The organism is Bradyrhizobium sp. 26S5, from assembly GCF_036923295.1.
Classification (GTDB): domain Bacteria; phylum Pseudomonadota; class Alphaproteobacteria; order Rhizobiales; family Xanthobacteraceae; genus Bradyrhizobium; species Bradyrhizobium septentrionale.
On sequence record NZ_CP145948.1, the window covers coordinates 6,588,601 to 6,603,859 of the forward strand.

General features: G+C 61.5%; 14 protein-coding genes. All 14 read right to left on the minus strand.

Features of this window, described 5'->3' with window-relative positions:
- Positions 1–24: 24 nt before the first annotated feature.
- The gene (locus V5279_RS31075) at positions 25–1,023 is read right to left on the minus strand and encodes an NAD-dependent epimerase/dehydratase family protein (RefSeq protein WP_165124653.1); all 999 of its coding nucleotides are present in this window, start codon (positions 1,021–1,023) and stop codon (positions 25–27) included.
- Positions 1,024–1,160: 137 nt separating this feature from the next.
- Positions 1,161–2,222 (minus strand): non-hydrolyzing UDP-N-acetylglucosamine 2-epimerase, encoded by a 1,062-nt coding sequence (gene wecB, locus V5279_RS31080; RefSeq protein WP_338690964.1) that lies wholly within the window; start codon positions 2,220–2,222, stop codon positions 1,161–1,163.
- The gene (locus tag V5279_RS31085) at positions 2,222–3,280 is read right to left on the minus strand and encodes an NAD-dependent epimerase/dehydratase family protein (RefSeq protein WP_165124657.1); all 1,059 of its coding nucleotides are present in this window, start codon (positions 3,278–3,280) and stop codon (positions 2,222–2,224) included. Before V5279_RS31085 ends, wecB begins: the two co-directional genes overlap by 1 nt.
- A gap of 2 nt (positions 3,281–3,282) precedes the next feature.
- A complete protein-coding gene (locus V5279_RS31090) occupies positions 3,283–4,215 on the minus strand; it encodes an NAD-dependent epimerase/dehydratase family protein (protein WP_338690965.1) in 933 nt (310 codons plus the stop codon).
- A 13-nt stretch (positions 4,216–4,228) separates the two neighbouring features.
- Positions 4,229–5,176 carry an NAD-dependent epimerase/dehydratase family protein gene (locus V5279_RS31095; protein ID WP_338690966.1) on the minus strand — a complete coding sequence of 316 codons (948 nt, stop codon included), beginning with the start codon at positions 5,174–5,176 and terminating at the stop codon, positions 4,229–4,231.
- A gap of 23 nt (positions 5,177–5,199) precedes the next feature.
- A complete protein-coding gene (gene asnB, locus V5279_RS31100; protein ID WP_166305675.1) occupies positions 5,200–7,116 on the minus strand; it encodes an asparagine synthase (glutamine-hydrolyzing) in 1,917 nt (638 codons plus the stop codon).
- Positions 7,117–7,163: 47 nt separating this feature from the next.
- Entirely contained in the window at positions 7,164–8,492 is a 1,329-nt protein-coding gene (locus tag V5279_RS31105) for a hypothetical protein (protein ID WP_338690967.1), read from the minus strand.
- A 44-nt stretch (positions 8,493–8,536) separates the two neighbouring features.
- On the minus strand, positions 8,537–10,036 hold the full coding sequence (locus V5279_RS31110) for a hypothetical protein (RefSeq protein WP_338690968.1): 1,500 nt from the start codon (positions 10,034–10,036) through the stop codon (positions 8,537–8,539).
- Positions 9,996–10,592, minus strand: coding sequence for an acyltransferase (locus V5279_RS31115; RefSeq protein ID WP_166305666.1), 597 nt, complete (start codon positions 10,590–10,592; stop codon positions 9,996–9,998). Before V5279_RS31115 ends, V5279_RS31110 begins: the two co-directional genes overlap by 41 nt.
- On the minus strand, positions 10,589–11,527 hold the full coding sequence (locus V5279_RS31120) for a Gfo/Idh/MocA family oxidoreductase (protein ID WP_165124670.1): 939 nt from the start codon (positions 11,525–11,527) through the stop codon (positions 10,589–10,591). Before V5279_RS31120 ends, V5279_RS31115 begins: the two co-directional genes overlap by 4 nt.
- Positions 11,528–11,662: 135 nt before the next feature.
- A complete protein-coding gene (locus V5279_RS31125; protein ID WP_338690971.1) occupies positions 11,663–12,178 on the minus strand; it encodes a transcriptional activator RfaH in 516 nt (171 codons plus the stop codon).
- On the minus strand, positions 12,178–12,816 hold the full coding sequence (locus V5279_RS31130; protein ID WP_338701456.1) for a winged helix-turn-helix transcriptional regulator: 639 nt from the start codon (positions 12,814–12,816) through the stop codon (positions 12,178–12,180). The genes V5279_RS31125 and V5279_RS31130 overlap by 1 nt, the downstream gene beginning before the upstream one ends.
- Before the next feature lie 137 nt (positions 12,817–12,953).
- Positions 12,954–14,171: a glycosyltransferase family 4 protein gene (locus V5279_RS31135; RefSeq protein ID WP_338690972.1), complete on the minus strand. Its 1,218-nt coding sequence runs from the start codon at positions 14,169–14,171 to the stop codon at positions 12,954–12,956.
- Positions 14,168–15,259, minus strand: a complete 1,092-nt coding sequence (locus V5279_RS31140) for a glycosyltransferase family 4 protein (protein ID WP_166305654.1) — start codon at positions 15,257–15,259, stop codon at positions 14,168–14,170. The genes V5279_RS31135 and V5279_RS31140 overlap by 4 nt, the downstream gene beginning before the upstream one ends.

Here is a 15,259-nt window from a genome sequence, read left to right on the forward strand (position 1 = left end):
CGTCCGATCCTGGACTGCAGGGCCTTACTCAATGCCGGCCTTGGCGCGCCGCCGCTCAAGGCCGGCCCGATGCTTCGATCGCCATTCGATCAGCATCTGCAGTCCCTCACGCAAATCGACTTCCGCGGTGAAGCCGATTTCCTCGGCCGCGCGCTTCGTGGAGCCGACCCGATTGCGCACGAAGGTCGCGTTGCTGCGCGGCGCGTACTTGATCGGCTGGTTCGACCCGGTCAGCTGCAACAGCATTTCCGCGAGTTCCTTGAGCGAGGTTCGCTCGCCGGTCCCGACATTGTAGTAGCGGGCAACCGTATCGGCCGACATCGCGCAGAGATTTGCCCGCGCGCAATCGAGCACCGAAACGAAGTCGAAGGCTTCCGAACCGTCGCCCAGAATGGTCGGCCCCTCGCCGCGGTCGATCGCGTCGAGCATCTTCATGATGACCGCAATATAGGCGCCCTGATAATCCTGACGCGGCCCGTAGACGTTCATGTAGCGCAAGCCGACCGCAGGCAGGCCATAACGGTGACAGAACGCCGTCGCCATCGCCTCGCCGGCGATCTTGGTCGCGCCGTAGAAATTCTTGTTGTTGAACGGATGGTCTTCGGTCATCGGCTCCTCGACCGCATCGCCGTAGACCGAGGCCGAAGAGGAATAGACGAGACGCTTGATCCGGTTCGCGACGCAGGCTTCGAGCACATTGAACGTCCCTCGAATATTGGTGTCGAAGGCCGCCCGGGGGAATTCATGGCATTGCAGCAGCCACAGCGCCGCAAAATGGAACACCCCATCCTTGCCCTTCATCGCGGCATCAAGGATATCGGATTGGCAGACATCGCCACCTGCCTCGAATATCTTGACACGCGGATCGCTGAGCACCCGCTCGACATTCTCGAGCGAGCCGCGCGCGAAATTATCGAAGATCACGATCTCGCCGACGTCGTGCTTCGCGAGCTGTTCGACCGCATGCGAGCCGATCAAGCCCGCTCCGCCGATGACGAGGAACTTCTTGCCGTTGATTTCCAAGGCCGACCTCTTGGACTGGAGTTTTACGCCTCACCACGAGCAGACAAAGTCAAGCTCGCGGCAAAGTAACGATGACTGCTTGAGATGCTGGAGAACCGCCAGGAGGCCAACGGGTACGAATCCCGTTGGCAATGATCTCAGCCTGCTGCGCGCGATGGAGCCTGGTCCCGTAGCAGTTCCGCGATCTCGAAAGCTGCCCGTCCCTGGCCGTAGTCGGTGATGTCGTTCCGCGCCAGATGCGCCGGTCCCTTCCAGAGCCGGTTCCAGCCGTTTGCGACCGTCTCGGTCCACTCGGTTTCGTCGCGCAGCGTCACGCATGGCACGCGATGAAAGTAGGCTTCCTTCTGCAGGCCGCCGGAATCCGTGTACACTTCCCTGGCGTGGTGCAGCAGCTTGGCCATGTCGAGATAGCCGACCGGGTCGATGATACGCAGCCCTTCCAGGCTCACGCCCAGCCGCGAGGCGGCGCCCCGGGTGCGCGGATGCAGTGGCAGGACCACGGTGCGCCCGCGCGACTGCTCCAGCAGGAATTGAACGACATCGCGGAGCCGCACCGGATCGTCGGTGTTTTCCGCACGGTGCACGGTGGCAAGCGCGTATTGCCCGGGTTGCAGCCCCAGTTCATTCAGGATCGTGGAGCTGACCTCGGCCTTCTCCAGAGCGAACAGCGTGGCGTCGTACATCACATCGCCGACGTGATGCACGCCCTTGACCACGCCCTCAGCCGCAAGGTTTGCGATTGCGGTTGCGGTGGGACAGAGGTGAAGGGTCGAGAGATGATCCGTCACAATCCGGTTCAGCTCTTCGGGCATGCGCCGGTTGAAGGAACGGAGCCCGGCTTCGACATGGGCGACCGGAATGTGGATCTTTGCCGCCGCCAGCGAACCGGCCAGGGTCGAATTGGTGTCGCCGTAGACCACGACCCAGTCCGGCTTTTCGGCAAGCAGGATCGGCTCGATTTCCATCAGCATCCGCCCGGTCATGTCGCCGTGACCGCCGCCATTGATATCCAGATGATGTTTCGGCTTCGGGATGGCCAATTCCTCGAAGAACAGGTCGGACATGTTCGCATCGAAGTGCTGACCGGTGTGAATCATCACCTCCGTCAGTCCATCCGTTTCGCGGATGGCCCGGCTGACCGCCGCGGCCTTGATGAACTGCGGCCGCGCACCGACCACCGTGAGGATCTTGATCGACATCAGGAATACTTCGCGACGTCGGCCACATGCGCAACGTGATTGCGCATGCAGCCGAGGATGCGGTCACGGTTTTCCCGGGTCCACGCGATGGTCCGCTTGAGGCCATCCTCATGCGCGACGCTCGCGACGAAGCCGAGCTTTTCGCGCGCCTTCCCCGGATCGCCGAAGCGCTGACCCGACCGGTCCCAATCACGCGCCGGCGTGAGCGCGATCGGGGTCTGGTTGCCGGCGATCGAATTCACCCGCTTCGCCAGATCAAGGATGCTGGTCTCGACACCCGAGGCAAGATTGTAGATTTCGCCGGGCTCACCGCCGAGCGCGCACGCCATCAGTCCCCGCGCCATGTCTTCCACGAAGATGAAATCCCGCGACGCGATCCCGCCATTCTCGACCGGAAGGGCTTCGCCATGCAGGGCCTTCCAGATGAAGGTCGGGGTGACATTGCGCCAAACCGTGTGAACGGTGCCGCGCCAGCGGCCGGCCCCCAGTATTTCGCCCGGCCCGTAGACGTTCTGGAACCGCGCCTTCACGAAGGGCAGCTTGTACCGGGTGAAGTAGTAATTTCCGTACATCTCCCCGATCAGCTTGGAGATCGAATAGGGACTGTCGTGAAACAGCGAGACCGGAGCGTCCTCCGTCGTCGCCGAGGCGCCGTCAAAGGTCTTCTCGGCCACTGCACAGCCAGCCGCGGCGTACACCACCTTTTGCAGCGAGCGTATGTCCTTGAGCCTTTCGAACAGCTTCAGGCTCGTCAGCGTGTTGTTGTCATGATCCGCCAACGGATCGGCGATCGACGACTGGTTGCCGTGGAAGCACGCAAGGTGGAAGGCAAAGTCGAGATCCTCCGGCAGCGCGGCCAGCACGGCGTCTTCGGTGATCGGACGCGGCACGAACTGGATCCGGGGATCAGGCGGCACGTTCGAGGCATCGGCCGACAGCAGATTGTCGACGACAATGACCTTGGCCGGCGCCTGCTCTAGCAGCAGCCGCACGAGATTAGAGCCGACGAACCCGGCTCCGCCGACGACGAGAATGGTCGATCCGTTAAATGACTTCATGATCAGCTCTTTGGTGCCGCCAGGTGACTATAGACATCGCTCACGCCATAGGCGTCGTACCACGCAAGCAGGCGCCGGATGGTCTCATCGAATGGCACCTTGGCTTGCCATCCGAGAACTGCACGGGTCCTGCTCGGATCGGGAACGACGGACGGCACGTCGTCATCACCGACCGGCACCACCTTCACATCAGGATCGGCCTGCAGTCCAAGGTGAGAACGCACGAGGTCGTAGATTTCCTTGATCGAGTGACCGATCCCGCTCGATACGTTGAAAACGCCGGTCGGCGCCTGCTCGGCCATCGCGAGATCCACCGCGGCCAGGAAGTCAGACATGTCGAGGAAATCGCGCTGCGCGTCGCTGCAGAAGCAGCCCTGCCCGGCCTTCAGGCGCTTGTAGAAGGTCGGGATCGGACCAATCGCCAGACGAGGCCCCGTCACGTTGGCAAGCCGCAGCGACACGTAAGGCAGACCGCTCATCGCCAGGTACTGCTCGCCGGCAACCTTTGAGATGCCATAGCTGGTGAACGGCCGGAGCGGATGCTCGACCGGGATCGGTGTGCTTTCCGGCCGGCCGTAACACAGCACGGTCTGGAAGTTCAGGATCCGGCCCGCGCCGGCGGCCCGCGCCGCGTCGATCACGTTCGCGGTGCCATCGACGTTGGTTGCGATATCTTCGCGCCAGTTCGCCGGGTCCTTGTAGGAAGCCGCCGAATGCACGACATGCGTCGGTCGAAACTTCTCGAATGCCGAGGCAACGAGATCCCGATCGGCGATCGAACCTTCAATCAAGGTCAGGCCGGGAAGGGCCGGCACAACCTCGCGCTTGCCGGTGGCGAAATTGTCGATGACGAGAATCTCGTGGCCTTGCGGCAACCAGTGCTCGATCAGGTTCGAGCCGAGGCAGCCCGCGCCGCCGGTGATGATGATGCGCATATCGTGGTTCCGATCAGGTGCGGATTTCCGCACGCGCTTCCTTCAGGTGCGTATAGCCGCCGACGACGCCTTCCTTCTCCCAGCGTTCAACGGACAGACGGGCAATCTCGTCGAGCGAGGTGAACTCGACGGCGCCGAAATCCTTGAAGGTACGTGACGGGTCGAGGAGGATCGAAGGTGCATCGTCCGGACCGAGCGGCTTCACTTCCGGCTCCGGGTAATCATTGATCTTCATGGCGCGCACCACGGAATCGTAGAGGTCCTTGATGGCGACATCCTTGCCCGAGGAGAAGTGATAGGTGCCACGGCCGACACCATCGGCGGCCTTGACGACGACGCGGGCAAGATCACCCGCGTAGCAGAAGTCGCGGCGCGCCGGGGTGACGAAGCACTTCTGTCCCTTGGCCAGCCGCCCGTAGAAGATCGGCAGCGGCCCCGACACGTTTCGCGGCCCGATCACGTTGGCAAGGCGGAACGTCACCCATTCGACCCCGGAGAACTGCACGTAGTGCTCGCCGGCTGTCTTCGAGATGGCGTAGCTGGAATTGACCGGGTTGATGGGATGGTCGAGCGGGATCGGCGACTGCAGCGGCTTCGTGCCGTAGCAGAGCGCCGTCTGGAAGTAGATCAGACGGGATACGCCGAAGGTCTTGCAGGCCTTCGCGATGTTGGCGGTGCCGACCGCGTTCACCAATGCATCGCTGCTCCAGTCCTCCGGATCCTTGTAGGACGCCGCGGTATGGATCACGACCTCAGGCCGGAAGTCGGAGAACAACTGATCGACCACCGCAGCATTCGCGATCGTGTCCTCGACCAGGGTCAGATTTGCGTGCTTGGTGAGGTTGTCGGCTCTGCCGGTCGCATAATTGTCGATCGCAACCACTGTGTCGCCGCGCGACAGCAGCATATCGATAACCGTTGATCCGACCTGCCCGGCTCCGCCGGTTACAAATATCTTCATAGCCACCATCCAGATTGAGAAGTTTAAGCACTGACCATCGCGCGGAACTCGGCCGCCCGGTCATGAAACCGTTGGTGCCAGAGTTCCAGACTGAGAAGACCCCACGTCTTTCGGGAGAAGCGGGATTGCTCGCCAAAGCTGGAGAGCACGACATCGCTGTTGAAGAACGGGCGATGCTTCGAACGCTGTTCACCAAAGATATCAAGGACAAAGTCCTTGAGCTCGCCGTCGAACCATTCCTTCAGCGGCACCGGGAAACCCATCTTGTCGCGCCGCTGCAGCAGTGCCTTCGGCAGGGTGTCGCGATAAGCCGTCTTCATGAGCTGCTTCATCTGCCCGCCCATGAACTTCACGTCGGCCGGCACGGTAGCGAGAAACTCCACAAGGGGATGATCCAGCAACGGCACGCGGCTCTCCAGGCCGTGCGCCATGCTCATGCGGTCCTCGACGTGAAGCAGCGCCGGCAACAGGCACTTGAAGTCGAAGTGGGTCATCTTGTCGAAATAGGCTTCCTTCCGCACATTGTCCTGGTTGTTGAAGATGGCGCGGAAGGACTCGAACACCCCCTCCTTGTTCAGCGCGCTCCAATCGACCTCACCGACCATGTCGGTCGAACGATCGACCAGGCGGAAGTACCTGCGATCAAGATCCGCGAACAGGCCATCGCGCCAGAACTCCTTGATCATCGGCTTGTATTCACGCAGCAGACCGAGATTGGGCACGATCGACTCGATCGTGACCACGTAGTGACCACTCTGGTAGGTGCCGTCGATCGCCGCCTTGATGCATTGCTCGAAATAGGCGACCAGATACCGCGCATAGCCGCCGAGCAGCTCGTCGCCGCCCTGCCCGCCGAGCACGACCTTGACGTTCTTCGCCGCCAGCGCGGACACCATGTATTGCGGAAACGACCCCGGTCCGGCGACCGGGAAGTCCAGATGGTAGATCACGTCGCCGATGCTGTTGCGGAAGTCGGCGGCGGTGATGTCGACCATGTGGAGCGACATATCAGCCAGATCGGTCACCGTCTTGGCGTAGCCGCTCTCGTCATAGCCCGGAAATTCGAGAAAGCGGCCGTGGAATGCGTCGCGGCTGCGGTGATCCAGCTTGGAGGCCATCAGTGCAACGAGGCTGGAGTCGAGACCGCCCGACACGTAACCGCCGACCGGAACGTCGGAGCGCAAATGCACCTGCATCGAGTCGGACAGCAGTTCGGTGAAGCGCCGCTCGAAATAGGCGGGACTGCGATCGAAATCGACATCGTACTGCACGTCCCAGTACCGGGACGTCATGACGTCGCCGCCCGCGAGCCGAAGCAGATGGCCGGGCAGCAGGGCCGATATCCCCTTGAACAGGGTCTTCTTGCCGATCGTGTACTGAAACGTGAGATACTCGCTCAGCGCATCGGCGTCGGTTTCGATGTCGCTCAGGAACGGCAGCAGCGCCTTGGCTTCGGATGCGAAGTAGAAGACCCCCTGTTGCACCGTGTAGTAGAACGGCTTGATCCCGAAGCGATCGCGCGCGGCAAACAGCTTCTTGTTTCTCTCGTCCCAGATCGCAAAGGAGAACATCCCGCGCAGATGATCGACGCAGCGCTCGCCCCATTTGGCGTAGGCGGCGAGGATCACCTCCGTGTCCGAATGGGACTGGAACGTCCAGCCGTCCGAGAGCTGTTCGCGAAGTTCGACGAAGTTGTAGATTTCCCCGTTGTAGGAAATCACGGTGCCGTTCGCCCCCTTCATGGGCTGGGCGCCGGCAGGCGTCAAATCGATGATCGCAAGCCGACGGTGGACCAGCCCGACGCTTCCGGCGTCATCGCTCCATTGCCCTGAACCATCGGGCCCGCGATGCGCAATCAAGCTACTCATCGCGTTGAGCGACGCGACGCGCCTTGCGACGGGATGACCGGACAGAGATGCAAATCCTGCAATGCCACACATGAATTCAGAGAACCTCGATATTCAAGATCGCTGCAAAGACACTAAAGCTATCCGCGAATTCTGCGCGCGAGTGACAGCATCTGGCGGACAAGCGTAACGATAACTGCGTGAAGGAAATTGGGTAGCAACCTGATTTCCTTCACATCCTCGATGTGATGCTGATGCGCGCGAAGAACGGCGCGGGTAAACGATTCCCGTAAGGCAAGCTCGTCTGTTACCGTACCGGTTGAGCTACCGCAATCAGGGAGTCGTCGGCCCTTCCTGACCGCCGCATCTCGAACTTCCGCTAGCAGACCTGCCACGAAATTCCTATAGCGGAACTTCGGATCCTCGACCAAGGCACGATAACAGGCCTCGATCCGCGCCATATTGGCGTCCTCGTCCTGCATCTGCTCATAGACGTCTTCGACATTCGAGCAATCCAGCGCGAGCGCGATGTAGTGCTCACCCGCCTTCAGGGCACCGGCGTAATTGCCGGGTGTCAGTATCTGACAGGACCGCGCGATCGCCGCCTCGAACAGACGCGGACCCGCTGCGGTATAGACATTCCGCATATCCTGACCGGGAAAGCAGGCCTGCTCCAATTCCTCAAAGCTGGCCGCCGGGTTGCGCTGCAGCCGCCGCTCGACGCATTCCCTGATCTCCCCCCTGGCGTCCAGCAGCGAACTTCCGCTCTCGCAGCCCAGGGTGAACTTGCTGTTGCCCAGAAACTGCAGCCAGGCGTCGCCAACGAGGGCGTCGCGCGCCTGCGTCGAGATATCCAGCTTCAGCTGGCGATCGGCCATGCTGGAGCGGAAGCGATCGCCCAATTCGGTTTTCAGCTGGCCAATTCTTCCAAAATAAGCAGGCAGCGCCCTGGCCCTGTAGCCGACGTCGATCTCCCGGTCCTTGAACGGGACGGCAAAGCGCTGCATCAGCCCGATGTCGGCGTCGTCAACGTATCCCGTCAACGCCTCGAGCACCCGGGCATGCTTCCCCGCGCGAGGATAGAACTCCGCATGATGGTCGTAGCAGACGGAATAGATGAGATCGACCTTCCAGTCCGAAAGCCAGTTGTCGAGTATTTCGGCGTGGTCGTACTCGTCCTGGGGCAGCGCCACCTTGACGGCATCCGACTTCGCGATGAAGTCGTAGGCATCGAGGAGCCGATCTAGCCACAGCGATTTCGGCCTCGCCCATCTCCAGCACAGAAACGTGGTGTCGAGAATGATCGCGTCGAAGGCCTGTTCGCGAAGACGGGCGGTGACGGGCTGGCGTGCGCTATGCAGCGTGTATTCGTGCTCAGGAGCATATTTGACCAGTGCAAACGCGTGATTGATCGACGTACGCCGCGCCGAGCCAAGATCGTCAAGTTCGTGCAGGATAAGGATGCGCACGATCGAAGATTAACCCTGCACCCGGCAGCGTGAGACGGCAACTGTCACGCATCAATCCCGATCAGCCGACGAATTCTCGTGTGCCTCAAAACGATCCGTTTCGCCCAACGACGGAGTGGACCCGGCGTCAAACGCGCCACATGGATGACGCCATTCGCTGCAACGACCTTCGCGATGACGACCAGACGGTGGCGCACCGTCTGCTTCGCCTTCCGCATCACTTTCTGCATCAGCTCCCGGCGCCGCATGCGGCGCTTTTCGCGCGCGAGCAATGCGACAAGCTCCCCTTCGGCATAGCACCGTTTCGTTGCCGCCATTTCAGGGTGATATCGACGGTCGATAGCGCGATCGACCTGCCGGACCATTGCCTCGAAGCTGTTGTCGGGATTGAGCGCAACCTCACGATAGGCCCGATCGACAATCTCCTGCGCCCGCACCGGATCGCGCAGCACCTCCATGACCTCGGCCATGTTGGAATGATCCTTTTTCAGCGGCACATAGTGCCGCCAGGGCTCAAGCCTTCCGGAATAGGTGCCCTCGTACAGGATCATCAAGGTTTGCAGCGCGGCCGCCTCGAAGCATCGCGGCGAGATGACGGCGAGAATGACTCGATTGTCCTCATCCTTGAAATACAGATCACGCAGCGTTTCAAAGCTCGCCGACGGATCGCGGGCCAGATGCTGATCCACGTTGCGCTGAATCTCGCCGGTGAAGTCGCAAACGCTGGCACCACTTTCGGTGCCGAGGACGGCCTTGCAGTTGGCAAGGAACTTGATCCAGTTCTCGCCGTAGATGCGGTCTTCCTCGCGTGTGGACATGTCGCAGGTCAGTCCATACAGGGCGGCATCCGCCTCAAACCGACCGGAAATCAGCCACTTCTCCTGGGCAAAGCTTCCCAACCAGTCGGGAACCTTTCTCGCACGGTAACCGACATCGATGGATCGATCCTCGAGACGCGGCACTGTCCTGCTGAGCAACTCGCCTGGGACGTAGCCGGTGAGCACGGTTTCCCGGACGACATTGGGCAGCCGATCCTGCGGATAGTAGTCGTCCATGATCTCCTGCGGGACGACGCTGAACAGGATATGGACGCCGAGTTGCCGGAACGCGGCCATCGTGTCGTTGATCCAGCGATACTCGTCCTGGATGAAGGCGGCCTTCAGCCCTTTGAACCTGCAAATGGCGGCCCGCAGATTCGGGCCGATATAGGTGTCCATGCAGGCGACGAGAGAATAGTGGATGATGACACCGTCAAATCGGTCGAGCTCGAGCAGATTGGAGACGTCGCCCCGCGAGTTGAAGATCTGGATCGAGTGCCTGGAGAACTCCTTGAGACCCATGACGTGGTCAATGATCGTGGAGGCGCTGCCTGGGATGAAATCACAAAGCAGCAGAAATTCAAGACGCCGAAGATTGGGCGCGTCGACCGCGGTGAGCGGAGGAACCGGATGGGTGACTGGAATCATCTGGGTTAACTGAAGTTGGTTTGGAAAAAACGCCAGCCTAGTGCTTCTCTTTGAGAAGGCATCGACCATCAATTTCAACGTAAGCTTCGCCGGACCGCGGACACTTCAGATCGTCGCCGAGCCGCTCGCCGGCCCTGCTCATCCAGCCGATCCTTCTTGCGGGATTGCCCGCCATCAATGCAAACGCAGGGACATCCTTCGTGATCACCGAACCGGCCCCGATGAAGCAGTATTCGCCCAGCGAATGCCCGCAGACGATGGTCGCATTGGCACCGATGCTCACCCCGCGTCCGATCGGCGTCTTGCGAAACTCATCCTTTCTGGAAACGTCGGCGCGCGGATTGTTGACGTTCGTGAAGACGCAGCTCGGACCGCAAAACACGTCGTCCGCAAGCTCGACGCCATCGTAGATCGAGACGTTGTTCTGGATCTTGCAGCCGTTTCCGATCCTCACGTTTGGACCGATCATCACGTTCTGGCCGATCGAGCAATTCTCGCCGATCACCGTGCGCGACAGAATATGGCAGAAGTGCCAGACCTTGGTGCCGCGTCCAAGCACGGCACCGTCGTCGACGTAGCTCGATTGATGGATCAACACGCCGGGGAAGCGCGGATCCTCGCGCATCTCGCTCATTTGTGCATCGCCTTCTGGGCAAAGGCGTGAACGCCATTGCTTCGAACGAGCGGCGCCGTGCGGAACGTGGAAACGATATCGATCGAGGGGCGGACTTCGTCCAGACGGAAGCCGCGGCCGGCGACGATCTCCTCATAGCTCCTGGTATGGAGATCGGTGAAACCTTCGGAGAACTCGACCTCTTCGCCATCGACGGTGATGGAGCGAAAGGTCGTCTTCTTGCCTTTCACGCTGTCCGGCAGGTCGTTGCGGTCCAGCGACAGGAACCAGCTCACGTCGGCGCGCTCGCACTCCAGCGAGCCTGCAGCCCTCTCCGGCTCGCGCAGGTGCGCCTCGTTGCGGCTGGCGGGACCGAACACGAAGCTCAGCATGTCGAAGAAATGCACCCCGATATTGGTGGCGACACCGCCGGACCTTTCCTCCGCGCCTTTCCAGGAGGTGTGATACCAGCGCCCCCGCGATGTGATGTAGGTGAGCTCCACCTTGTGACGCTTCTGCGAATTGGCGAAGCGATCGCGAAGCGCGATGATCGCCGGATGCAGGCGCAATTGCAGAATGGTGGAGATGCGCCGGCCGGTATCGCGCTCAATGGCCGCCAGTCCGTCGATGTCGCCGGGATTGAGCACCAGCGGCTTTTCGCAGATGGCGTCCACCCCGGAGCGAAGCGCAAATCGGCAGTGCGCGTCGTGAAGGTAGTTCGGCGAGCAGATCGTCATGTAGTCGAGCTTTTTGCCGTCGCGCTGCAACGCACCGACGTGGCGATCGAACAGCTCAAATTCCGTAAAGAACTCGGCATCCGGAAAATGGCTGTCCATGATTCCCACGGAGTCGTTGGGATCGTAGGCCACCGCGAGCTTCCCGCCGGTATCGGCCATCGCCCGCATGTGCCGTGGCGCGATGTAGCCGGCAGCACCGATCAGCGCGTAGATCGTCATGAAATTCCTCTCTTCGAACTTTCTGCTCTGTTTAGGCAAGCTGTTTGCTTCAGGCAAGCTACCGCACTCGGGGTGAATCGAGCGTCACACCCAAGCCAAAATATATCCATCACGTCCGCCAGGCAGCGGACGCACTCAAGCCGCGGCGATCAGATCCGCCCCGACGAGAACGCGAACCTTGCGGCCCAGCAGGTTCAAAAGCACAGCCACGCGATGGTGATCGCTGGCATCTTCGACGAGCGCAAGACTATCGACGAATGCACCCTGGACAATTCGCACGGTGTCACCGGGCGAGAAAGCCGGCCGGCGTACGAGCTGGATAAATCCGGCTTCGTCCTCGCGCGATTTCAGCGTGTCGATGACGCTACTTTCCACCGCGGCCGGCCCGTCGCCCACGCACACGAGATGCGAAACACCGAGCGTCGATTGAATGGCGCGCCAGCGCTGGGCCGCAACATCGATTGCGACAAAGAGATAGCGCGGGAATAGCGGCCGCGGCACCAGTTCCACCTTCCGCGCATGGCTGCGGCGCCTCTGATAGCGGGGAAGGTAGGTGGAGAATCCCTGCCGCACGAGGCCCGCCGCCGCCTTGGCTTCGGCATTGACCTGTGTCTGCACGACGTACCAGCGCGAATCGGGCTGCATCGCCATCACGCCCCCTGCGGCTGCTTTGGACGCAAGCCCAGCAGGTCCGGAGCGAGCACTTTCTCGACACCGAACTTGCTGACCGCCTGGTCGAATACATGTCGCGCGCCGGTCAAATGGGTCACGACGACCGCATCGAACGGCTCATCCACCAACGCATAGGAGGAAACCACCTTGACGCCGATGAACCGGGACGCGGTTGCATCGGGATCAACGATCGCAAGGACCGAAATCGGCCCGTCGACCGCGCACAGGATCGCGATTTCGCAAAGGTCCGATTGTCCGGCAAGCACGACGCGCCTGAAGCCCCGCGCCTGCGCGCGTTCAAACAGCTTGCCATATTCATCCTTCGCCTTGCGGAAGAGCGAAAAGGAGTCGGACAGGAATTGAACGGTCAGCCGCGATTTCTCGGAGAAGCCTTGCGGCGTGAGGTAGTAGGCATATCGCCGCGCGGGCGCCGACCCGACCTTGACGAAGCCCTTCTTGATCGCCCGCTTCAGGTAAGCGTTGACCAGGCCAAGCGCGACGCCCAGTTCGGCTGCGATGTGCCGCTGCGATTGCGCGCCATCCGCCTCAAGAGAGGTGAGCAGCCCGAGCACGAGCCGGTCGCTGTCATTCTCATCCGTCGGTAGAGTGCCTGCCATCACGCCTATCCCCACTGGAGAGGCTGATAGCGCGTTCACACGATGAACGTCAAGCAAATTCGTTCACGCCATGAACATTGCAACTATCTGATTATAAAAGAATTTATCTCGCGAGCCTGTGTCGCAATGGCCACACTTCAGGCCGGATCACGGGGCTCGGCCAGATACTGCGCAGCGAGAGTCGAATAGCTGTATCGCTGCGCGGCGGCGACACGATCGCCGCGCGGACGCGCCGGACCGTCGAGAGCGGCACGCAGCGATGCCGCAAGCGCATCAGCATCATCAGGTGCGCATCGCGCGGTCACCAGATCCTCGAGCCCGGCCAGCGCCCGCTCCTCGCAGGCTATGACGCTGCGCGGCGCGAACAGGCAGTAGTCGAACAGCTTGTTGGGACTGATGCCATGGTAATAGAGCGCGTTCTTGTGGAAGGCGACGACCGCGCAATCGGAAGCATGCAGCATGCCGTGCACGACCGACCGATCGACTTCATCGTGAAACTCCACATTACCAAGCGCGACCGCCCGCTGTTCGAGCGCGGCTCGCGAGGTCCCTGAACCGATCATCACGAAACGAATCTCGGAGTTCGATTTGCCGAGGATGGCAGCCGCATCGAGAACGGCCTCCACGGCGTTCGGAGGACCCATGCCGCCGGCGTAAAGCACCACGCGCCTGCCCTGCTGCTTCAGCAGATTGATGCGATCGGTCAGAGGGTGGCGAAGATTGTCGATCGTCAGTGCGCTCTGGATCTCGCCGTCGGAGACCCCGTTCGGAATCCACAGGAACCTGCCGGCCGGCAAGCCACGTGCCCGCATATGGGGTTCCGCTCCGGCCAGCAGACAGATCACCCGATCCGCCGCGCGATACGCGGAGCGCTCCTTCCAACCGAGCACCTTCATCAGCGGATGCCATGCCGGGGTCATTCCGAGCGCGATGATGCTCTCGGGCCAGAGGTCGCGGACCTCCAGCCAGAACCTCGCATCGAAACGCCGCGCGACCTGATGCGCCGCTGAGATGAAGAACAGATGCGGACTCGACGCAATTATCAGATCCGGTTTGCCGAACCGTGCGGCAATTGCAGACGCCGCCGAGCCGAAGGCCGGCCCGAAGCTCAGATTGTTGCGGAGCCGCCCCAGGCTGCCGCTGCCATAGCGCGGTGTATCGAGAAACCAGAAGTCGATGTCGTTGATCCGCTGCGGCCCCGGAACGCGCGGCTGCCTGTGCAGATGATGGAAGGCGGCGCTGACCACCACCACCCGGTGCCCCATCTTGCCCCAGGCGTCCGCCAGCCAGAACGGACGATAGTGACGCCCCAGGCCGGGTCCGCCAGCAAAGGGATGCACCAGCCAGATGTTCATGCCGCCGCCCCGGGCGAAGCAAATCGCCGGTAGAGGTCGTTGAGCTCCGCCGCGTCGTGCTGCCAATTGAAATTCCCGGCAACCGCCGCCCGTCCCGCCAGCCCCAGTCCGATCGCCATTTGAGGGTCGTCCGCCAGCCTGGACAGGCTGTCGAGCAGCGCCGCGCGATCCCTGAGCGACACGACGATGCCGCAGCCGGCGGCCTCGACGATCTCCTTGGATTTCGGCAGATCACTCGAAATGACGGGTAGCCCAGCGGCCATGTATTCAAAGAGCTTGGTTGGAAGTGAGAGCAAATAATTCGGTTCGGGCAATAGCAGGTTGAGTCCGATGAGACTTTCGTTCAGCAGCGTCGCGATCTCACCACGTCCCAGCCTGCCCCTGTATGACACGTCGGCGGATGATTTCTCAAGCCAGGCCTGTTCTTCGCGGCCGATGGTTCCCGCGAGCACGAGCGGCAGACGCACCGCGGCGCATGCTTCCACCATTTCGACCAACCCGCGATCGAAACTGGTGCGGCCGACGTAAACCGCCTGACGCTGCCGTTTTGTGGTCGGCGTCGGCTCGATGAATTCGTCGAGCCGCACGGTGTTCCTGACCAGCGTGACATTAGCGCCATAGCTCTGAAAGCGATCCGCTATCGCCGGCGTCGCAGCCACGATCGCATCAAAGCGCCGCGCCGCGCTCCGCTCCACCAGTTCCATCGCGCGCGCCACCAGAGGCCGCATCCAGGGCCAAATCCACCGCTTGGAATGGATGTCCGACGGCACGTCCTCGTGAACGTCATAGACCACCTTGCAGCGCCGGCTCTTGAGCAGGAGCGCGAACGGTATCAGTTCCGGATCGTGGAATTGCACGACATCGGCCCCGGATGCGCGGGCAAGTGCAATTGCCGCCCTCCCCGCGACCCACGGACGCTTCCAGCGCGCGACCGAGGCCTGCTCGATCAGTTTGAACGCGATGCGTCCTGTGTCGCCTGGGCGCGGCGGCCGCGCCACGACGGTCACCTCGTGACCTGCCTCGGACAGGCTTCGCGCTTCCTTCTCAACAATTCGAATGTCGTTGGCCGAATGGACGCTCGACAGCAT